Origin of the sequence: Kitasatospora papulosa (assembly GCF_000717245.1) — a bacterium.
Taxonomy (GTDB): domain Bacteria; phylum Actinomycetota; class Actinomycetes; order Streptomycetales; family Streptomycetaceae; genus Streptomyces; species Streptomyces papulosus.
Window position 1 is genome coordinate 787,320 of record NZ_JNYQ01000004.1, and the last position, 21,473, is coordinate 808,792.

Genomic DNA, 21,473 nt, shown 5'->3' on the forward strand with positions numbered 1-21,473 from the left:
CAGGGTCGCCGCGGGCCCCACGAGGGCGTACGGGCCGTCACCATGGACCCATGACCGTTCCCCAGGACGCCTCCCCCGGCGTCGCTCCGCCCTCCGCGCCGGGACCGCGGCTGCGGCGCAGCCCGCGGCAGAAAGTGGTGGCCGGGGTGTGCGGCGGCCTCGGCCGGTACTGCGACGTGGACCCGGTGATCTTCCGCATCGTGCTCGGCGTCCTCGCCGTGACGGGCGGCATCGGCCTGATCTTCTACGGCTTCGCGTGGCTGCTCCTCCCGGTGGAGGGCGAGGACGAGAACGAGGCGCGCCGGCTGCTCTCGGGCCGGGTCGAAGGCGCCTCCCTGGTCGCCCTGCTGCTGGCCCTGGTGGGCTGCGGGCTCCTGCTGTCGATGCTGCACAACGGCGGGATGCTCGCCTTCGCCGCGATGCTGTCGCTGACCGTGGTCGGCTTCTCCGTCTGGACGCAGCACCGGAGAACGTTCCCGCAGGAGGACGCACCGGGCACGGCGGCGTACGCGCCGAAGAGCGCGGCGCACGCGGCCGGGCACGGGGCGCCGCCCGAGGTGAAAGCGCCGCCCTCTCCGGGCAGCCCGTCCTGGTGGCGGGATCCGATCGTCAAGGACGGCACGACCGGCCCGGCGGGGACGGGCTATCTGTGGGGCCCCGCGGACGCGGTCTCCGAGGCGGCCGGACCGGGCAGGCGCAGGGCGGCCGTGGACAACCCGTTCCGCCCTCCCCACGGCACACAGGGCACCCGGGGCCCGCGGTCGATCGGCGGGCTCGTGTTCCTGCTCGCCCTGATCGCGGGCGGTCTGGGGACGGGGCTGAGCTGGGAGGCCCATCCGCTGGGGACGAGTCTGCAGATCGGGCTGGCCGCCGCTCTGGGGGTGTTCGGCCTCGGCCTGCTGATCGCGTCCGTCCTCGGCAGGACCGGCTTGGGCACGATCGTGCTGGCCATGATCACGGCCGGGCTGCTGGCGGGCGCCTCCGCCGTCCCGCGGGACATCGGCACCGACTGGGTCCGCAAGGAGTGGCGCCCGGCCTCGGTGGCGACGGTCCGGCCGGAGTACAAACTCAACACCGGCATCGCGAAGCTCGACCTCTCCCGGATCACCGTGCCGGAGGGCGGGACGCTGCGCACCCGCGTCCAGGTCGCGGCGGGCCGCGCGCTGGTCGTCGTGCCCGCGGGGATGACGGTGAAGGTGGACGCCGAAGCGGGCTTCGGCGACATCCGGTTCCCCACGGACCTGCGCAAGGACATCGACATCGCCCCCGACCGGCACACCCGGCGCACCCTCGGGCCCGCGGAGGACAGCGAGCCCACCGGAACGCTCGAGCTGGGCATGGGAATCGGCATCGGACAGCTGGAGGTCACCCGTGCCGCGTCATGAGATCCGGCCCGGCCGCGCGGTGGCGGGCCTCGTCATGCTGACCCTGGCGGGCGGCTACGCGGCGGACGCGGCGGGTGCCTGGAACGCCCCGTGGACGTTCTTCGTCCCCGTGTTCGTCGGCGGCCTGTGGCTGGCGGCCACGGTGACCTGGGTGAGCTACCGGACGCGGCGCAGGCGGCAGACGAGGAAGGCGTCGGCGGAGGCGTCGGCACCCGGTTCCACCCGGGTGCGCTGAGCTCCGCCGGCGGGCCGGGTCGGCCGGTGGCCGGGGCGCCGTCGGGGAGCACGACCGGTGTGCGACGGTCCACGCGGTACCACCGGCCCGGCCGGGTAGGGCGCCGTCAGATCCTTACGTGGCGTCGCCGGCCCCTCAGCGCGTCCACCGACCAGTAGGAGGCGCCGGCGAGCAGCAGCGGCAGCCAGGCCATGAGGTAGACCAGATCGTTGCCGTAGTAGTACGGCGTGCTCTGCCAGCTCACCGTCAGCCACAGGCTCAGCGAGATCAGCGCCCCGCCGAGTGCCGCGAGCCGCGCCCACAGGCCGGCCAGGGTGCCTAGGCCGACGAGGAGTTCACCGATCGCGATGGCGTAACCGAAGCCCTCGGGACTCTTCAGTGCCAGGTCGACGAGGCCCGGGATCGCCGCGCTGTCGCGTACGGCCTGCATCATCTCGCCGATGGAACCCGGCCCGCTCGCCGACAGGAACGCGCTGTCGGTCAGCTTGTCGAGCCCGGCGTAGACGAAGGTGACGCCGAGAAAGATCCGCAGGGGCAGGAGCGCGTACTCCCCCGCCCGGTCCCTGAGACTTCGTGGCTCGTCCAGCCCGTAGGAACCGCCCCTGTACCCGTGCATCACCGTTCCGCCTTCCGTTGGTCCTCGGACAGACCATACGTACGCCGGTTCGGGGCCGCTCACCAGGTGTGCGGCTCAGTCCATGACGTCGACGACGCAGGAGTTGGTCTCCACCCCCGCGGCCGTCACCACCTGCACCTCGACGGCGCCCGGTTCCACCTCGACCGGTACGGGGACGGTAAGCACGGTGTCCGCCGGGTTGGCGAAGCCCCCGGTGACCGGGATGAGGGGTACGTGCACGTGTACCCGGCCGATCCTGACGACAACCCGCGCCAGCCGGTCGGGGCTGCCCGCGCCGGGCGGCACGAAGCCGGCACCGCGGATCTCGATGTCGTCGCCGGTACGGATCGGGGCGTCGAGGTCCCCGGCCTCCCTCGCCCGGACCACGGACAGGATGACCGGGCGCCCGCCCTCCGCGTACTTGCCGGCGAAGTAGGTCGCGGCCGAGACGGCCACCAGGACGGCCAGGCCCCACGGCAGGTCGGGCAGTTGCTCGGGGCGGCGGGCCAGGCGGACCGCGGCGAACAGCACGGCGACGGTGCTGACCAGCACGTACTGCACATCGGTGAAGCTGCCGCGCCCGGAGTCGTCGGTCAGCAGGTCGGCGGCGCGGGGCCGGTCGGCGCGGAGCTTCTGCAGCCGCTGGGACAGCACGCGCACGGTCACCACCCGGCGTACGACCACGGCGACGGCGCACACCAGCGCGAGCACCGTCAGGACTCCGGCCGAGCGGACCAGGTCCAGGCCCTCGATCAGGGCGTCACGGTCCGCGTGGTCGGACGCCCCGGCCAGTTGCAGCGCGAGGACGAGCACGGCGAAGACGGCGAGCAGCACCCAGGAGGCGGCGACGGTGCGCGAGGTGGAGAGCCGGTTGTCCTCGCCGATCAGCGGGGCGAGGAGGCCGCCGCGGGCCCGGTGGACGCGGGCGGCGCCGGTCAGCAGACCCGCGGTCACACAGGCGGCGATCAGTCCCGCGGTGCGGGCCGTGGACCAGCCGGCCCCGATGGCGGTGACGGACTCGCCGACGAGCAGCAGGGCGACACCGCCCCAGACCACGGTCAGGGTACGCAGCCAGAGGGTGTGGAGCCAGGCGTCACCGGCCTCGCGGCTGCGTTCGGCGACGGCGCGGGCCGACTCGGTCAGTTCGTCCGACACCCACTGCCGGGACGCGGAGACGGACTGGGCGACGGCACCGGGCAGGCCCTGGCCGGCGGCGAGTTCGTCCCGTTTGGCGAGGAAGGCGGCCACGGCCCGCCGGTGGCCTTCACGTGCTCCGTGCGGGCAGTCGCCGCACGTACAGCCACCGCCGTGCGTGCTTTTCGCCCTCGCTTCGTCCAACGCCACGGAGAACGCCGCCCTTTCCCGCCCTGATCGAACCAACTCGCCGCTTATTTCTGCGAATTGTGCCGTACAGAGCGGGCACGTACCGCATCGGGGCGTACCGGGGGCGCGTGTCGCCGAAATGTGCGATTCTCAGGCGCCGAGCACGAGGTAGGCGAGGCCCAGCGTCCCCCGGTATCCGCCGTAGTAGCCGGTGCGGCGCGCGTCGACGGCCTCGGTCGTTCCGGCGTGCAGCCGGTGGCCCGGGTTGGCCATCGCCCAGCGCTCCCCGCGCCCGATGTTGGCGGCGGACTCGAAGAGGTCCCACTCGCGCTGGTCGGCGACGGTCACCTGGAGCGGCCTGAGCCCCACGGCCTCCGCCTGCCGGATCAGCTCCAGGAGCGAGCCGAAGTCGCCGGGCACCGCGCCCAGCGCTTCCAGCGCGGCCGACGAGGGCTCACGCTCCCAGAAGCCGTCCCCGAACAGCACCCTCCCGCCGGGGCGTACGGCCGCGCGCAGCGCCTCGAGCGCCTCCGGGGTGCCGCCGGGCCAGGCGTGCGAGGAACCGATGGAGACGGCGAGGTCGTAGTCGTCGCCCGGGTACTCCGCGGCCGGGACCTCGTGGAAGCGCACCCGGCCGGTGAGCCCACGCTCCCCTGCCAGGCGCAGGCCCCGTGCCACGGCCTCCGGATCGGTCTCGATGCCGTCCCCGGTGGAACCGGGCGCCGCCTCGACCAGACGCATCAGCAACTCGCCCCAGCCGCTGCCGAAGTCGGCGATCCGGGCGCCGGGGGCGGGCGAGCAGGCGGCGACCAGCTGGGCGGCGTGCGCCTCGGACAGCGGGGTGTTCCAGGTGAGGCGGTCGTTGCCCGGGGCGGACATCAGGGCGCGGACTTCTTCGGCGGACATGGAAGCGCACCATTCCACGGACGACCGACCCCTGCCACCGAATTACCCCGGCCGCCGAACGGGCGGGAGCGCCGCCGGTGGATCGCGACGAGACCGATGTCGAGTGCGGTGGCCGCCCGTCGCGGTGTGCGCGCCGAGAGCCGGATCGAGCGCGCACCCACACGACGGGCCGGCCCGCGGATACGACGATGCCGTCGCCCGAAGGAATGGGCGACGGCATCGGTCCTGACCTCAGGGAGGGGTCACTCCCACTCGATCGTCCCCGGCGGCTTGCTCGTCACGTCGAGCACCACGCGGTTGACGTCGGCGACCTCGTTGGTGATGCGGGTGGAGATCTTCGCCAGCGTCTCGTACGGCAGGCGCGACCAGTCGGCCGTCATGGCGTCCTCGGAGGAGACCGGGCGCAGCACGATCGGGTGGCCGTAGGTGCGGCCGTCGCCCTGGACGCCGACGCTGCGGACGTCCGCGAGCAGGACCACGGGGCACTGCCAGATGTCACGGTCGAGGCCGGCGGCGGTCAGCTCCTCGCGGGCGATGGCGTCGGCCTCGCGCAGCAGGTCGAGCCGCTCCTTGGTGACGTCGCCCACGATGCGGATCCCGAGCCCGGGGCCGGGGAACGGCTGCCGCTGGACGATCTCCTCGGGCAGGCCGAGCTCCTGGCCGACCATCCGGACCTCGTCCTTGAACAGCTGGCGCAGCGGCTCGACGAGTTCGAACTCGATGTCGTCGGGGAGCCCGCCCACGTTGTGGTGGGACTTGATGTTGGCGGTGCCGGTGCCGCCGCCGGACTCGACGACGTCCGGGTACAGGGTGCCCTGGACGAGGAAGGCGACTTCGGGGCCCTCCTCCTGGAGGATCTCCAGCTGGGCCTGCTCGAAGACACGGATGAACTCGCGGCCGATGATCTTCCGCTTCTGCTCCGGGTCGGACACGCCGGCCAGGGCGTCGAGGAAGCGCTTCTCCGCGTCGACGACCTTGAGCTTCGCGCCGGTCGCGGCGACGAAGTCCTTCTCGACCTGCTCCGTCTCGCCCTTGCGCATCAGGCCGTGGTCGACGTACACGCAGGTGAGCTGGGAGCCGATGGCCTTCTGCACGAGGGCCGCGGCGACCGCGGAGTCCACGCCGCCGGAGAGGCCGCAGATCGCGCGCTTGTCACCGACCTGCTCGCGGATCAGGGCGATCTGCTCGTCGACGACGTTGGTGGTCGTCCAGGTCGGCTCGATGCCCGCGCCGCGGTAGAGGAAGTGCTCCAGGACCTGCTGGCCGTAGGTCGAGTGCATGACCTCCGGGTGGTACTGGACGCCGTAGAGCTTCTTCTCGTCGTTCTCGAAGGCGGCGACCGGGACGACGTCCGTGGACGCGGTCACGGTGAAGCCCTCGGGGGCGGCGGAGCAGGCGTCGCCGTGCGACATCCAGACCGGCTGCTCGGTGGGCGTGCCCTCGAAGAGGGTGGAGCCCGCCTTGGAGACGGCGAGGGGGGTGCGACCGTACTCGCGCGCACCGTTGTCGTCGACCGTGCCGCCGAGCGTGGTGGCCATGAGCTGGAAGCCGTAGCACATGCCGAAGACCGGGACCCCGGCTTCGAACAGCGAACGGTCGATGCTGGGCGCGCCCTCCGCGTACACCGAGGACGGGCCGCCGGAGAGGATGATCGCCCGGGGGTTCCTGGCCAGCATCTCGGCCACCGGCATGGTGGACGGGACGATCTCGCTGTAGACCCGGGCCTCACGGACACGGCGGGCGATGAGCTGGGCGTACTGGGCGCCGAAGTCGACTACCAGGACGACGTCGGTCGTGGTGTCGGGGGCGGCGGGGGGTGCTGCTGGCACGGGGCGGCCTTCCGGCGGTGGAGAGGGGGTCGGTCCTCCCAATTCTACCGGCCGTGGGACATCGCCCCGCCGGTCTCCCGTCTCACCATCCGGGCCCTGCGTGGACCCGGCCCCCGGGCGGGGTCCATACTTGCCGCATGCGTCAGCACACGATCTTCGTCTTTACCTATGGCACCCGGCCCGCCGGCTGCCATGGTCGTGCTGCTTGAGCAACTGACAAGCAACGTTCCAGGCGCCCCGGGCCGACAGGCCCGGGGCGTTCTGGCGTTCCGGACCGGTCGTTCCGGGGGCCCAGCCCACCGGGAGTCACAGATGACCAGCACCGCATCCACGAAGACGGCCGCCGAGCGGACCGGCGCGCACACCGACGAGGCGGCATCCCTGATCGGGGGTGCCCGGACGCGCATCGACGCGCTCGACGACCGGATCATCGGCCTCGTCCAGGAACGGATGGCCGTCTCGGCGGTGATCCAGGAGGCCAGGATCACGTCCGGTGGCCGCCGGGTGAACCTCTCCCGGGAGATGGACGTGCTCAGCCACTACAGCGACGCCCTGGGCAAGCCGGGCACGGCCCTCGCCATGACGCTGCTGGAGCTGTGCCGCGGCCGGGTGTGACGTCCGGAGCGGCCGGGTGCGACGTCCGCGGAGCTGTCGGACGTGACGTCCGGGAAGGCTGTACGGCCGCACCCGCGTTCGGGCCCCGTCTCACCCGTACGGAGCGTGACCGGGCCCCGGGCCCCTTCGTTTGTCCGGGTGTCCGTGCCAGCCAGGGGCGGCAGCGGCAGGAATCCACGCGTGGCTCCGCCGGGACGTGTGACGCACCCCAGGTGCGTCGTGGGACCACGGTCCGGCGTGTGTGACCGGTCGGCAGGGGACAGCGGACCGGTCACCCCCGCGGCCGGCCCCGGGGACGCCCGGGACCGGCCGCCCTCCGTCCACCGTGGACGGGCCTCGGAACCGGCCCCGGAGCAGTCGTGAAGGTGCGACCACCGCGCCTGCGCCCACCCCGTTGTGGCCAGGACCACATAAAGATTCCGTGAAAACGTGGACAACCGTTTCCGCATGTCACAGGTCATGCATGACGAACACACCGGCTCGTTCCGTGCCCCACGACGGCAGGCCCGTTCATTCCTTTCACGCCGTACCGCGGCCCGCGCGGTACCACGGACCTGCTGAGGCCCCAGATGAAGCTCCGCCGCACCCTGGCACTCGCTGCCGCCACCGCCGTCATAGGCCCGGTCGTCCTGCTCTCGGCACCGGCCGCGTTCGCGCAGACCGAGACCCCGACGACCGGGACGACCGCGCCCGCTCCCACGGAGACGCCGAGCGGGGAGCCGTCCGCCGCGACCCCGGAGAGCACGGAGAGCGCGGAGTCCGCGTCGCAGACCGCCACGACCACCCCGTCGGAGACGGAGTCGCCCGAGGGTGTCGCGCCCGAGACCGTCTCCCCGGCCCCGACGGCCACCGAGTCGGAGACGGCGTCCGCGAAGCCGACGCCCACCGCCTCGGAGACCGAGGACGAGGAGGAGGGGGACGACGAGCCCCTCGACGCGTGCGAGCCGCGCCCGCTGGAGCTCTCCATCAACGGCCTCTCCGGCAAGATCGCCCGGGGCAGCGGCTGGGACCGGTTCACCTTCACCATCTACAACGACTCGAAGAAGACCGTGAAGAACGTGGCCTTCTTCGCGGGCGCCGCCGCCGACGAGGCGGGCGAGAAGCTCTTCACCACCAAGCAGGTCCGGCTGCAGGCGCTCAACGAGGCGGACGGCACCTGGGAGGACATCGAGGACCTGGGCAGTTCGTCCGGTTACGTCGGCGAGGCCGACGGGATCAAGCCCGGCTACGAGGTCGACATCGACCTGCGCCTCAAGGTGGAGGCGAGTGCCCCGGTGGGCGCCGGCTTCAGCCTCGGCGGCGGGCTCGTCTTCGGTGACGAACTCGAGGCCGTGCCGTGCTTCCAGGACGTCGCCTACAAGTTCCAGATCGTCGACGCCGGGAACGGCGGCGGCGCGGAGCCCCAGGAGGGCGGCAAGATCCCCGTCCCCACCACGAAGCCCGCGGGCGACACGGCCGAGGTGACCGGCAACCTCGCCGAGACCGGTTCGTCCTCCAGCACTCCGGCGATCGCCCTCGCGGGCGGCGCGGCCGTGGTGCTGGGTGCCGGCGCGATGTTCGTCGTGCGGCGCCGCAGGAACGGTGACGCCGCCGCGTAAGGCGCGTCACCGGCAGGTACGTGGAGGGGCTGCACTCGGAGGGGGGTGCAGCCCCTCGGCGTTCCCGGGGTCAGGCGTCCGACGCCGCCTTCTTCGGCGGCACCACCGGAATGCCCAGGAACGGCAGCTTCAGCGCGCCGAAGGCGTCCTCGGGCACCGCGGGCGCCTGCGGTACGACCGCGGCGAGCCGTTCGTACGCCGCGTCCTGTGCGGGGCGCGGGTCCGCCTCGCCCTTGTTGGGCCAGAAGGACATCGCCCGCTCCGCCTGCGCGGTGATGGTCAGCGACGGGTTCACCCCGAGGTTGGCGGAGACCGCGGACCCGTCGACCACCGAGATGCCGGGGTGCCCGTAGAGCCGGTGGTACGGGTCGATGACGCCCTCCTCCGGGCTCGCCCCGATCGGACAGCCGCCGAGGAAGTGCGCGGTGAGCGGGGTGCCCATCAGCTCCCCGACGTTCGATCCGGCGAAGCCGTTGATCTCCTGGGCGAGCAGTGTGGCGCCCTGGGTGGCCTCGGCTATCTGCGTCGGGTTGGGCGAGCCGTGGCCCTGCCGGGCGGTGAGCAGCCCCTTGCCGATGCCGCCGGGCTTGCGGTACGCGGTCAGCGAGTTGTCCAGCGACTGCATCACGAGACCGATGATCGTCCGTTCCGACCAGCGCCGGTTGGACAGCGAGCGCATCGTGAGCACCGGATGCCTGGCGACGCTGCCGAACCAGCCCAGCACCCGGTGGGTGCTGTAGGGCACCTGGAGGATGGTCAGCGCGCCCATCGCGTTGGAGCCCTTGCCGTAACGCACCGGCTCGATGTGGGTGTTCTCGTCCGGATGGATCGACGAGGTGATCGCGACACCCCGGGTGAAGTCCGCCTTGCCGGTGCCGTGCTTCTTGCGGTAACGGCGGTCGCTGGTCTGCGCCCCCACCAGGCCCTCGGAGTTGGTCCGGGTCAACTCGCCGAGCCGGGACGACAGCCGGGGCAGCAGCCCCTCGTCCTTCATCGTGTGCAACAGGGTCTGGGTTCCGTACGTACCCGCGGCGACGACCACGTTCCTGGCCCGCAGCACGGTCGGAGCGGCCTTGCGCCGCCGGTTCGTGGGCACGGTCGACACGCGGTAGCCGCCGTCCGGGCCGTCCGTGACCGCGACGACGGACGTCATCGGGTGGATGACGGCACCGGCCCTCTCCGCCAGGTGGAGGTAGTTCTCGTTGAGGGTGTTCTTCGCCCCGTGGCGGCAGCCCGTCATGCACTCACCGCACTCGGAGCAGGCCTTGCGCGCGGGACCGGCGCCGCCGAAGTAGGGGTCGGCCACCTCTCCTCCGGGCTTCGCGCGCGCGGTCCCGTCGGCGTCCTCGCCGTCACCGAAGAAGACGCCCACCGGGGCCAGATGGAAGGTGTCACCGACGCCCATCGTCTCGGCGACGGCCTTGAGGTGGACGTCCGCCGGGGTCACGGTCGGGTTGAGCCGCACCCCGAGCATCCGCTTCGCCTGGTCGTAGTAGGGCGCCAGTTCGGCCTTCCAGTCGGTGATGCCGGCCCACTGACGGTCCTCGAAGAAGGGCGCCGGTGGCACGTACAGGGTGTTGGCGTAGTTGAGGGAGCCGCCGCCCACTCCGGCGCCGGCCAGCACCATCACCTTGCCGAGCAGGTGCACCCGCTGGATGCCGAACAGTCCGAGCGCGGGGGCCCACAGGTAGTTCTTGATGTCCCAGGAGTTCTTGGGCAGGGTCGCGGGGGTGAAGCGGCGGCCCGCCTCCAGGACGCCGACCCGGTACCCCTTCTCGCTCAGCCGCAGGGCCGAGACCGCGCCGCCGAAGCCCGAGCCGACGACGAGGACGTCGTAGTCGTACGCGTCGTCGTCCGCGGCCGGAACGGCCCGGCCGGCCTGGTTCTGGGCATGGCTGTCCTGGGACATGGCTCTCCTCGGTACGAAAAGGGCGGATGGGGGCGCTGGGGGGGTGCGGCTCAGCGCAGCCGGAAGGCCTTCATCGCCTTGAGGCTGCGGGTCATGAAGGCGGCGTACTTCTCGTCGTCTATCCCGAAGGCCGGCGCGAGGGGCATCAGCCGCTGCTGCGCCACCGTCTGGGCCTCGGTGTACTTCAGGATGCCCTCGGAGCCGTGCCTGCGGCCGAGGCCGGAGTCCTTCATGCCGCCCATGGGCGACTGGACACTGCCGTACGCGGGTGCGTACCCCTCGTTGATGTTGACGGTGCCGGTCCGCAGCCGCGCGGCGACACGGTGCCCGCGCCCGGCGTTCTTCGTCCAGACACTGGAGTTGAGGCCGTAGGGGGTGGCGTTGGCGAGGGTGACGGCCTCGTCGTCGTCACCGAAGCGGTAGATCGAGACGACGGGTCCGAAGGTCTCCTCACCGCACACCGCCATGGGGGCCTCGACCCCGTCCAGGATCGTCGGCTCGTAGAAGAGCGGCCCGATGTCGGGACGGGCGACGCCGCCCGCGACGAGCGTGGCGCCCTTCTCGACGGCCTCGGCCACATGACGGCTGACGGTCTCCAGCTGCCGCTCGCCGACGAGTGAGCCCATGTCGGCGCCGTACGCGAGGGAGCTGCCGAGCCGCATGGCCTTCGTGCGGGCGGCGAAGCGCTCCACGAAGGCGTCGGCGACCGACTCGTGGACGTACAGCCGCTCGATGGAGATGCAGAGCTGCCCCGCGGAGGAGAAGCACGCGCGGACGGCGCCCTCGGCGGCCCTCTCCACGTCGGCGTCCTCCAGGACGAGCATCGCGTTCTTGCCGCCGAGTTCCAGGGACACGCCGACGAGCCTGGCGGCGGCCCCCTGGGCGACCTCACGGCCGGTACGGGTGGATCCGGTGAAGGAGACGTAGTCGGCGCGGCTGACGACCGCGGGTCCCACGACGGGGCCCTCGCCGATGACGACCTGGAACACCTCGGCGGGCAGGCCGGCCTCGATCAGCAGGTCGCGGGCCCACAGGGCGGTCAGCGCGGTCTCCGTGTCCGGCTTCATCACGACGGCGTTGCCGGAGACGAAGGCGGGCAGCGCGTCGCCGACGGACAGTTCGAGCGGGTAGTTCCAGGGGGCGATCTGGCCGACGACCCCGCGCGGCTGCCGCAGTTCGGTGACCTTGGTGAGGGTCGGGACGACCCCGGTGTGCCGCCTGGGCTTGAGGTACGAGGCGGCCCTGCGCCCGTAGTGCCGGGCCGCGACGGCGACGGCCTGCACCTCCTCGTGGGCGTGCAGCCGGGCCTTGCCGGTCTCCAGCTGGATGAGGTCGAGGACCTCGGACTGGCGCTGCAGGACCAGGTCGTGGAAACGGAGCAGCACGGCAGCCCTGGCCCGGACCGGCGTGGCGGCCCAGGCGGGCTGGGCCGCGCGGGCGCGTCCGAAGGCCGCCTCGACGTCCTCCGGAGTGGACTCGGGCAGGTCGGCCAGCTTCTCCCCGGTGAAGGGGCTGTGGTTGGCCGTGCGGCCCGAGCCCACGACGTCACGGGTCAGCTGGGCGACCACCTCGGGTGTGACCACGTCGGCGGCGGTGCGCGCGTGCGCCGGGGCGGCGGCCACGGGGTTGGTGCCGACGCGGCTGCCCGAGGCGGCGGTGGTCGAGGATGCCTGCGAGTCCGTCATGAGGGCGAGAGTATGTCTACCCGCCCACTTTGGGTACCCGTGGGTAACAGGTTTTCACAGACCCCGCCGGAGACGCCTGCGGCACCAGGACATTCAGCCAGTGATCACTGGCGACATAACCGCTGATCAGGGGCGATCCACCGTCGTTCGCGGGGCGGAAGTCGGAAATCGTGAATCCCGCCGCGCGTCGGTCCGCTCCCGGCCCTCAGTCGGTCTGCTCCGGCGGTTCCCAGCTGCGCAGCATCGTCTCGAAGATCTTCCGGCTCTCTGCCAGGTCCTCCTCGGGACCGGTCATGTAGAGCGCGTACTCCGGCCCGCCCGTCTCCGCGAAGTACATCTGGTCGATGCCGTGGCGCGGCCCCGGGTGGTCCTTGGACTCGGTCCAGGTGAACTCCCAGCGGGAGCCGGGCCGGTCGCGGAAGACGTTCTCCTCCAGCGCCAGGCGTTCGTACTCCGGCAGGCGCTTGGACAGGTCGTTCTCGATGCTCCGCATGTGCGCGTAGGAGTTGCCGAAGTCCGGGTCCGGATCGAGGCTGATGCGCACCCGGTGCGCGCCGTCGTCCGGGGTGTAGTCGATCTGGCCCTCGTCCGTCCTCCGCTCCCAGCCGTCGGGCACGGCGAGGCTGAAGCCCTCGGGGTCGGTGACGCGGTTCCAGCCGTCGGGGATGTCCTTCGCGGCGGAGCCGTCCTCCGTCCCGGCCTGCTCGTCGGAGGCGGACGCGGAGGGGGCCGGTCCGGTGGCACTCTGCTCCACCCCGCCGGTCGTGCCTCCGCCCCCGTCTCGGGCCTTCATCGCGACGAGGCCGGCCGCCCCGCCGATCACCGCGGCCGCGGCGACGACCACCAGGACGGTGCGCCACCGGCCCCGGCCGCTGCGGGCGGCGGGCGCCGAGGTGTACGGGGGATCCGGCGTGTACGCGGGTGCCGCGGTGTACCGGGGTGTCTGCGGGTGTGTCTGCGGCTGGGACCGGGGCTGAGGCTGTGGGAGCCGGGCGGTGGAACCGTCCGGCGTGGAGAAGGTGCGCAGATCGTCCTCGGACAGCCGCTGGGTCGGCACGTGCGCCTGCGCGGCACGCGGCTTCCGTCCCTCCATCGCGTCCAGCAGCATGCGCTCGGCTTCCTCGGCCGTCGGGCGGTCCGAGGGGTCCTTGCGCAGCAGCGCGGTGATCACGGGCGCCAGCGCACCGCCGCGCACCGGCGGAGGCGGCTCCTCAGCGACGACGGCCTGCATGGTGGAGATGGGCGACGTACGGCGGAACGGGGAGTTCCCCTCGACGGCCGTGTAGAGCGTGGCACCCAGCGACCAGAGGTCGGACGCGGGGCCCGGGTCGCCGCCGCGCACCCGCTCGGGTGCCAGGTAGTCGATGGAGCCGACCAGTTCGCCCGTCCGGGTGATGGTGGAGTCGCCCTCGATCGCGGCGATCCCGAAGTCGGTCAGCAGGACCTGACCGTCCCGGGCGAGCAGCACGTTGGCCGGCTTGACGTCACGGTGCAGGACTCCCGCCGCGTGGGCGGCCCGCAGGGCGCCCAGCACATGGAGCCCGATCCTGGCGGCCTCGCGCGGCTCGACCTCGCCGGACTCCTTCGCCGCGTCCGCCAACGAGGGGCCGTCGACGTACTGCATGACGATCCAGGGGCGGTTGTCGTACTCGATGACGTCATGGACGGTGACGACGCCGGGGTGCGTGATCCGGGCGGCCGCGCGCGCCTCCTTCTGCGTCCGGGCGTGCAGCACGACCCGGTCCGCCTCGGCGGCGTACAGCCCGGCGGTCAACTCCTTGACGGCCACGGTCCGGTGGAGAACCTCGTCATGGGCGCGCCAGACCTTGCCCATGCCGCCCCGGCCCAGGACGTCACCCAGCCGGTAGCGCCCGGCCAGTACGGTCCCCGCGCCCGTGCCCTGTACGTGTTCCACGTCTGTCCCCGCCCCGTTCCTCGGGACGACAGATTACGGACGGGAGGCGGTGCCACGTAACCTCGCATCGCCCACGAGACCGCACTGTGATGCTTGTCGCTTCCGGCTGGTGCCCTGTCAGGAGGTCGCGCGGTAGGAGGAGATGGCCTGCGTGTAGATGTCGGAGACCTTGTCCCGCTCGTTCTCCGGGCCGATGACCTGCACGATGTGGTACCTGCCGTCCACGATCAGGACCATGTTGCGGACGTACACCTGGCGGCCGCTGCTCTCCTGCCAGGTGAACTGCCCCTCCGCCATGGCCTGTCGTCCGACGTCGACACGGCGCAGACCGGTGGACGTGGCCCAGCTGGACTCCCGGAACGGCTTCAGCTCGGGTTCCGCGGACCGCTGGTAGTCCAGCGGGTCGCTCCCGTTGGCCTTGACGGTGTCCCTGCCGGGCACGACCAGGACACTGAACCCGTCGCTGCCGTAACGGACCTGACGGTCGGCGTTGGCGGGGCTGCGCTGCCAGTCCTTCGGCACGCCGATCTCGAACCCTTCGGCGTCCTTGCGCAGTTCGTAACCGGACGCCAGGGCGACGGCCGAGCGGCTGGTCTGCGGCTTCTGCGAACCCGCGGAACCCGACGGCGGCTCGGAGTCCGAGGATCCGGAGGACGAGGACGCCCCGGTGGACGGACTGCCGCCGGGATCCGCCGGTGCCACGGAGTCCGAGGGCGCCGCCCCGGTGTTCTCGCCGTCCTTGGGCATGAACAGCATGGCGTAGGCGATGGCGGCGGCCATCAACAGCAGGATCAGGACCAGCAGCAGCCGTCCGAGCCGCCGCGGCGCCCGGCGACCGGGCTGCGGCTCACGCAGCACCTTGGGCCCCTTGGGTTCCCTGGGCGGGCGTGCCGGCTTCTCGTAGGCATGCGGCTGCTCGTACGCCTGCCTGCTCTCGCCGCGTCGCGCCTTCCCCTGGCGGTGCCGCCCGTGGGCCGCGCCACCGCGTCCTCTGCGGCGGCGCACCAGCTCGCCCCGGCGGCGTACGACCGGCAGCCGGGTGGCGTCCGCGGGCGGCATCGTGACGATGTCGGTGCCGGCCTCGGGCTCGGGGGCGGAGCGCACCAGGGAGCGCAGCCAGCCGCGCAGCTCCTCGAAGTCGGGTCGCTCCGTGGGGTCCTGGCGCAGCAGCGATTCGACGACGGGCCGCAGCGGGCCGCACTCCTCGGCGAAGGCGGGCGGTTCGCCGCAGACCATCTGGACGAGCTCGGCGGCGTTCTCCTCCGGATACGGTGCGTGTCCCTGCACCGCGCGGTAGAGGAGCGCGCCGAGCGCCCAGAGGTCGGTGGAGGGCCCGATGGGCGGGGCGAGCTGCCAGTTGTCGTGAACCGGCCCCGCCTGTTCGGGCGCCCAGCGCTCCGTGACGGCGCCGACGACGGCTATACGGGCCTGTCGGGCGCGTTCGGCGGCGAGCGGGGTGGCCGGGCCCCGGTAGACGGGGGTGGTGCCGCTCCCGGCGACGACCTCGTCCCACCCTCCGGCGGACGCGCGGGCGGCCACCGGCTCGGGCAGCCTGTCCCGTCGCTCCGCCGATCCGCCGCCGAGGCGCCGCGCGTCGGCGCGCAGCGCGTCCTCACCGGAGCCGCCCGGTCCTCCGGAGCCGCCCGCGGGCACGGGACGGCCCGAGCCGGAGCCGTCTCCCCAGGTGCCGGCGAGGTGGACCCGCCGGCCGGGAGGCACGGGGCCGCCGGGACCCCCGCCGTCGTCCTCGTCGTCCTCGTCGTCGCCCTCGTCGTCGTAGGGGTACGGGCCTTCGGCGGGCCTGCCCCAGGTACTGGGCAGTTGCGGGCGCCCGGGCCCGGAAGGCGCGGCGGGCTCCTCCCGTTCGTCCGCCGCGGCGTCGTCTTCGTCGTCCCGCTCCGGGTGCTCCCGGTCCTCACCCGCGCGGGCCGCGGCGCGGGCCCCCGCGCGGTAGGCGGCGATGGCCCCGGCACGGGCGGCGCGCAACTGCGCGGCGCTCCCCGGCGCGGGCAGGACGGGCGGCGCCACCTCGATCTCGGCGCGGGGCCCGGGCGCCGGCACCCCGTCGGTGGACGCCCTGGGCGCGGGCAGCGCCTCGGGAGCGTTCCCGGCCTCCGGAGGCTCGTACGGACCGGACTCCGCGGCAGGGGGCTCGTAGGAGCCGGCGGTTCCCGACTCGACCGCCGGGGATCCGTAGGGACCGGGTTCGACCGCCGGACGACCGTAGGGGCCGTACTCCGCGGCCGGGGGCCCGTGCGGGCCCGGCTCGACGGCCGGGGGCTCGTACGGGCCGGTGGGTCCGGATTCGACCGCCGGGGGCCCGTAGGCGTTCTCCTCGTCCGGCTGGGGCGCCGGAACGTATCCGCACAGCGCCTCCTCCGCCGCGCCGGCCGCGAGTCCGGTCAGCAGGACCCGCCCGTCGTCGCAGACCAGCACCGTGCGGACCGTGATGTTGCGGTGGGTCCAGCCGTGCGCGTGCAGCACCCGCAGGGCCGTGAGCACGTCGGAGCCGATCTCGGCCGCCCGGTAAGGGTTGAGAGGCCGCTCCGCGAGGAGCGCGGCGAGTGGCCTCGCCGGGACGAACTCGCTCACTATCCAGAGCGACCCCGCCTCGGCGAACACGTCGAAGACCTGGTCCAGACGCGGATGGTCGGGCACCTGGGCGGCAGCCTGCGCGGCCTCGATCGCCCGCCGGACCGCGGGGTCCGTGGGCCGTCGGGCCGTGCGCCCGGTGGCGCGTCCGGCCGGGGGGAGCCCGTCGGCGTCGAGCACCTCAGCGTCCACGACCTCGGGCAACGGCACCTGCCGGACCAGGACTTCCTGCCCGCTGTAGGTGTCGAAGGCCCGGGTTTCGGCCAGTTCGTACGCATCGGACGGAGGCAGCGGCAGGCGGTAGCGGTCGGCAAGCACCCGACCCGCGTAGTCGTCCACGACGCCTCCCCAGAGCGCGCTGTCCCCCGGTCACGGAGACCGCGTCAATCCGTCAGTTGCGGTCAGTTGCGGTCATTCGCCGTGCAATTGACCTGATCATTCCGGCTGCGTACGGTCCTCGGTCTCTCACCATACGTGGCAAGTCGCGGCGGCGCGGCCGGGTCAGGGCAACCCGGCCGCCCGATGGGCCGCGGGACGGGTCAGTCCTTGGACTCGAACGTGGCGAACGCCGTCTCCCGCAGGGTCCGGCACTCCTCCCCGTCCCAGGCGTCGGCCTCGCAGCTGATCATGATCGAGTAGCCGTGCGTGGCGTCGGCCTTGAAGCCCCGGTTGAGTACCCGGATCCGCTTGCCCTGCTGGTTACGGGTGAACTCCCAGTCGGCGACGGTCGGGTAGCCGTTGTACTCGACCTTCTTTATCCCGATGTGCTTGTAGCCGTTGCTGCTCCCGGCCACCGCCCCCATCAGGCCGCGCCATGCGGCGGCGGCGTCCTCACCGGGCGAGCTGTTGTAGTCGACCTGGACGCGGGGGAAGCCACCGCTCTTGTTGTAGATGCCGCCCGAGTTGCTTCCCGCTATGGCGTTGCGCTTGAAACCCTCGGGCATCGCCATCGTGAAGTGGAACCGCTCGTCGGTGACCTTCTTGTAGCCGGCGGGCAGCGCGTCCGGGTCGGGGCTCGGCTCGCCGGTCTCCTTCGAGGGGGAGGGTTCGCTGGAGGCCTCGCCCTCACCCTGCCCCTGGCCCTCCTTGCCGCCGTCCTGCGTGCCGTCGCCCTCGTCCTTGCCCGAGCCGCCCCCGGTGGAGGCCTGGGTGTCGTCGCCCGCCGTCGCACCGGACGAGGCAGCGGTGTCGCCCCCCTTGGACCCGCCCTGGTCGCCGGCGTCGTCGTCGCCGAGCGTGAGTGCCAGGACCGTGCCGAGGACGGCGAGTACGACGACGCCGGCGATGACCGCCAGGGTGCGGCGCGGCACGACGTCGGTGATCGAGGCGCGGGGGGCCGGCCTGCCCGGCGCGGCGGCGCCGCCGGACACCGATGCCGTGGCGGCCGTGGTGCGCGGGGTAACACCGGCCGCGGCCGGGGACTTCGCGTTCCGTACGGACTTCAGTGCGCCGCGGAGCCGGTCGCGGGTGCCCTCGGCGATCCCGGCGGCGCCCGCGGACGGGGTGACGGACGTGGCTGCCGCGCCGGGGGTCCGGCCCGCGGCGGGCTCGGCGGCTGCCGGGCTCCCGGAACCCGCTGCGGCAGCGGCTCCGAGGCCCGCGGCGGCACCGGCCGCGGCAGCCTTCCTGCCACCGCTCCTGCTGTCCTTCGCGCCGCCCTTGCCGGCCTTGCCGCCCTTCTCGGAGTCACCGATCGAGGGCAGCGCCATGACCTGGGTGCGTTCGGCCGGGGGCACGGCGGGCTTCTCGGGGGCGTTGATCACCGCGTTGAGCAGGACGCGCGCGCCCGCGTCGTCCAGCCGCTCGTCGGGCTCCTTGGCGAGCAGGCCGTAGATGACCTCCTCCAGGCCACCCGCGTTGGCCGGCGGTTCGACGGGCTCCGTCATCACCGCCGTCAGCGTGGCGATGGCCGAGCCCTTGTCGTACGGCGGGCGGCCCTCGACGCTCGCGTACAGCAGCCCGCCGAGCGACCACAGGTCGGCGGGCGGTCCCGGCTTGTGGCCCCGGGCCCGCTCGGGGGAGATGTAGGAAGGGGCGCCGACGAGCATGCCCGTGGAGGTGACGGACGGGTCGCCCTCGACCTGGGCGATGCCGAAGTCCGTCAGGACGACACGGCCGTCCTCGGAGATCAGCACGTTGGACGGCTTCACGTCCCGGTGCAGGATGCCCTCACGGTGCGCGGAGCGCAGCACGTCGAGGATGGCGAGGCCGACCTCCGCCGCGCGCCTCGGCGTCAGGGTCCCGTCCTCGCGGATCACCTCGGCGAGGGACTTGCCCTCGATGAGTTCCATGACGATCCACGGCCGGTCGTCCTCGTCGACCACGTCGTACACCGTCACCGCACTGGTGTTGCGGATCCTCGCGATCGCCTTCGCCTCACGCAGGGTTCGCGTGATCAGACGCCGCTTCTCGTCCTCGTCGATGGACGACGGGAACCGCAGTTCCTTGACGGCGACCGTCCGCCCCAACGTCTCGTCGACAGCACGCCAGACCGTGCCCATGCCGCCCCGGCCGAGCACCTCCCCGAGGCGGTAACGCCCCGCGAGAAGGCGTCCGTCCTTGTCCCCCTGGGGCTCCCGCGACTGCTGCGCCTCCGACATGCGTCCCCTCTGCGATCAACCCGCCCTGGCAGAGCGTTCATTGTCCCTCACCCCGGGACCGGTCATGGTGCCGGGTCCAGGGACGGCCGTGATGCGGCCGGAGGAAGGAACACCCTGCCACGCCGATGTCCAGGGCCCCGCCGCCCCGCCGGTACCGACTCGGCTCCCGGTGGGATCCGCGAGCCCGCCCAGCGAACCACACCTCTCGACCGCATCGTCCTACCTCCCCCGGCCCGCCGTCGAGGGCCCCGCCCCGGCCGTGGCCTTTCCGGTGCACGACGGCGCCCCCGGGAGACGGGCGGACGTACGCCTCGGCGGGCGCCGGTCGCGTGCCGCCCGGCCAGGGCCGCTGACCGGAGGACGGACCGGCCAGGGCCCGAAGCGGGCCTGCCGACGGCGGAGTTCCGCCCGCCGTCCTGCCAGGGCGGCCGCCGGGCCCCGCACATCGGCGCGTCACGGTGCCCGGTGAGGCCGGCCGCCCCGCCTCAGCGCGGCACGATGTCCGGCGCCCCCAGCCGCGCCGCGTCGGCCGTCAGGTCGTCCGGCTGCCGCTGGGACTCACGCTCGGCCTCCACGCGCTTGCGGTAGTGCTCAACCTCCCGTTCGATCCGGTCGGTGTCCCAGCCGAGCACCGGTGCCATCAGGTCCGCGCACTCGCGGGCACAGCGGGTGCCCCGGTCGAAGGTCTCGATGGAGATCCGGGTGCGCCGGGTCAGGACGTCGTCGAGGTGGCGGGCACCCTCGTGCGAGGCGGCGTAGACGACCTCGGCGCGCAGGTAGTCCTCGGCACCCGTGAGGGGTTCTCCCAGCGACGAGTCGCCCTTCACGAGTTCGAGGAGTTCCTCCGTCATCGAGCCGTAGCGGTTGAGCAGGTGCTCCACCCGGACGACGTGCAGCCCGGTGCGGTCGGCGATCCTGGCGCGGGCGTTCCACAGGGCGCGGTAGCCCTCGGCCCCCAGCAGCGGGATGTCCTCGGTGACGCAGTCCGCCACCCGTCGGTCGAGCGCGTGCACGGCCTCGTCGACGGCGTCCTTCGCCATCACCCGGTACGTCGTGTACTTCCCGCCCGCCACGACGACGAGTCCCGGCGCCGGGTGGGCCACCGTGTGCTCCCGCGAGAGCTTGCTGGTGGCGTCCGACTCACCGGCCAGCAGGGGCCGGAGCCCGGCGTAGACGCCCTCGACGTCGTCCCTGCCGAGCGGGGTGTTGAGCACCGAGTTCACATGTTCGAGCAGATAGTCGATGTCGGCGCTGGAGGCCGCCGGGTGGGCCTTGTCCAGGTCCCAGTCGGTGTCGGTAGTGCCGATGATCCAGTGCCGTCCCCACGGGATCACGAAGAGCACGGACTTCTCGGTCCGCAGGATGAGTCCGGTCGACGAGTGGATGCGGTCCTTGGGCACGACGAGGTGGATGCCCTTCGACGCCCGGACGTGGAACTGCCCGCGCTCGCCGATGAGGGCCTGGGTGTCGTCGGTCCACACGCCGGTCGCGTTGACGACCTGCTTGGCCCGGATCTCGTACTCGGCGCCGCCCTCGACGTCCTGCACCCGCGCGCCGACGACCCGCTCGCCCTCCCGCAGGAAACCGGTCACCCGCGCCCCGTTCGCCACGTGTGCGCCGTAGCTCGCGGCCGTGCGCACGAGGTTCGCGACGAACCGCGCGTCGTCCATCTGGGCGTCGTAGTACTGCAGGGCTCCGACCAGGGCGTCCTTGCGCAGGGCCGGAGCGACCCGCAGGGCGTGGCGGCGTGTGAGGTGCCGGTGCACGGGCAGCCCGCGGCCGTGTCCCGAGGACACCGACATCGCGTCGTACAGCGCGACGCCCGAGCCGGCGTACAGCCGCTCCCAGCCCTTGTGCTGCAAGGGGTAGAGGAAGGGAACGGGCTTGACCAGGTGGGGCGCCAGCCGCTCCAGGAGCAGCCCGCGCTCCTTGAGCGCCTCGCGGACGAGCGCGAAGTCCAGCATCTCCAGATAGCGCAGTCCGCCGTGGATCAGCTTGCTCGACCTGCTGGACGTGCCGGACGCCCAGTCCCGCGCCTCGACCAGTCCGGTGGAAAGTCCTCTGGTGACCGCGTCCAGCACGGTCCCGGCGCCTACCACGCCCGCTCCCACGACCAGCACGTCCAGTTCGCGCTCGGCCATCGCGGCCAGCGCCTCGGTGCGCTCCGCGGGTCCCAGTGTCGCTGTCCTCACTGCTGCCTCCCGGTAATCCCGGTGCATCGGGGGTGGTACGGCACGGGTTCGGGAACCGGCCGGAGGGCCGGGC

General features: G+C 72.9%; 14 protein-coding genes. 4 read left to right on the forward strand and 10 right to left on the reverse strand.

The genetic code is table 11. The features are described from left to right. Positions 1-50 precede the first annotated feature (50 nt). Both IA22_RS0114785 and IA22_RS0114790 read left to right on the forward strand, forming a co-directional pair. Positions 51-1,385 carry a PspC domain-containing protein gene (locus tag IA22_RS0114785; RefSeq protein WP_030123879.1) on the forward strand — a complete coding sequence of 445 codons (1,335 nt, stop codon included), beginning with the start codon at positions 51-53 and terminating at the stop codon, positions 1,383-1,385. Further along, positions 1,372-1,620, forward strand: a complete 249-nt coding sequence (locus IA22_RS0114790; protein ID WP_015578417.1) for a hypothetical protein — start codon at positions 1,372-1,374, stop codon at positions 1,618-1,620. Before IA22_RS0114785 ends, IA22_RS0114790 begins: the two co-directional genes overlap by 14 nt. A 106-nt stretch (positions 1,621-1,726) precedes the next feature. On the opposite strand, the gene IA22_RS0114795 is transcribed toward IA22_RS0114790, so the two are convergent. From IA22_RS0114795 to guaA, 4 genes are all read right to left on the reverse strand, one after another. After that, complete coding sequence (locus IA22_RS0114795) at positions 1,727-2,236, reverse strand: DoxX family protein (protein WP_014154525.1); 510 nt, start codon at positions 2,234-2,236, stop codon at positions 1,727-1,729. Positions 2,237-2,311: 75 nt separating this feature from the next. Beyond that, the gene (locus tag IA22_RS0114800; protein WP_030123880.1) at positions 2,312-3,580 is read right to left on the reverse strand and encodes a hypothetical protein; all 1,269 of its coding nucleotides are present in this window, start codon (positions 3,578-3,580) and stop codon (positions 2,312-2,314) included. Between the two features lie 129 nt (positions 3,581-3,709). Beyond that, positions 3,710-4,465 carry an SAM-dependent methyltransferase gene (locus IA22_RS0114805; protein ID WP_015578414.1) on the reverse strand — a complete coding sequence of 252 codons (756 nt, stop codon included), beginning with the start codon at positions 4,463-4,465 and terminating at the stop codon, positions 3,710-3,712. A gap of 242 nt (positions 4,466-4,707) precedes the next feature. After that, on the reverse strand, positions 4,708-6,294 hold the full coding sequence (gene guaA / locus IA22_RS0114810) for a glutamine-hydrolyzing GMP synthase (protein ID WP_014154528.1): 1,587 nt from the start codon (positions 6,292-6,294) through the stop codon (positions 4,708-4,710). 312 nt (positions 6,295-6,606) lie between these two features. On the opposite strand from guaA, the gene IA22_RS0114815 reads away from it, so the two are divergent. Both IA22_RS0114815 and IA22_RS0114820 read left to right on the forward strand, forming a co-directional pair. Next, positions 6,607-6,909, forward strand: a complete 303-nt coding sequence (locus IA22_RS0114815) for a chorismate mutase (RefSeq protein WP_014154529.1) — start codon at positions 6,607-6,609, stop codon at positions 6,907-6,909. Positions 6,910-7,478: 569 nt separating this feature from the next. Further along, complete coding sequence (locus IA22_RS0114820; protein WP_030123881.1) at positions 7,479-8,507, forward strand: LAETG motif-containing sortase-dependent surface protein; 1,029 nt, start codon at positions 7,479-7,481, stop codon at positions 8,505-8,507. Positions 8,508-8,577: 70 nt separating this feature from the next. On the opposite strand, the gene IA22_RS0114825 is transcribed toward IA22_RS0114820, so the two are convergent. From IA22_RS0114825 to IA22_RS0114850, 6 genes are all read right to left on the reverse strand, one after another. Beyond that, positions 8,578-10,416, reverse strand: coding sequence for a GMC oxidoreductase (locus IA22_RS0114825; protein WP_030123882.1), 1,839 nt, complete (start codon positions 10,414-10,416; stop codon positions 8,578-8,580). A gap of 50 nt (positions 10,417-10,466) precedes the next feature. Further along, positions 10,467-12,101 carry a succinic semialdehyde dehydrogenase gene (locus IA22_RS0114830; RefSeq protein WP_030123883.1) on the reverse strand — a complete coding sequence of 545 codons (1,635 nt, stop codon included), beginning with the start codon at positions 12,099-12,101 and terminating at the stop codon, positions 10,467-10,469. 205 nt (positions 12,102-12,306) lie between these two features. Then, positions 12,307-14,016, reverse strand: a complete 1,710-nt coding sequence (locus IA22_RS0114835) for a serine/threonine-protein kinase (RefSeq protein ID WP_030123884.1) — start codon at positions 14,014-14,016, stop codon at positions 12,307-12,309. Between the two features lie 117 nt (positions 14,017-14,133). Further along, positions 14,134-16,947, reverse strand: a complete 2,814-nt coding sequence (locus tag IA22_RS0114840; protein WP_030123885.1) for a protein kinase — start codon at positions 16,945-16,947, stop codon at positions 14,134-14,136. A gap of 200 nt (positions 16,948-17,147) precedes the next feature. Further along, complete coding sequence (locus IA22_RS0114845) at positions 17,148-19,208, reverse strand: serine/threonine-protein kinase (protein ID WP_030123886.1); 2,061 nt, start codon at positions 19,206-19,208, stop codon at positions 17,148-17,150. A gap of 485 nt (positions 19,209-19,693) precedes the next feature. Next, positions 19,694-21,400 (reverse strand): glycerol-3-phosphate dehydrogenase/oxidase, encoded by a 1,707-nt coding sequence (locus IA22_RS0114850; RefSeq protein WP_014154536.1) that lies wholly within the window; start codon positions 21,398-21,400, stop codon positions 19,694-19,696. Between the last annotated feature and the right edge of the window lie 73 nt (positions 21,401-21,473).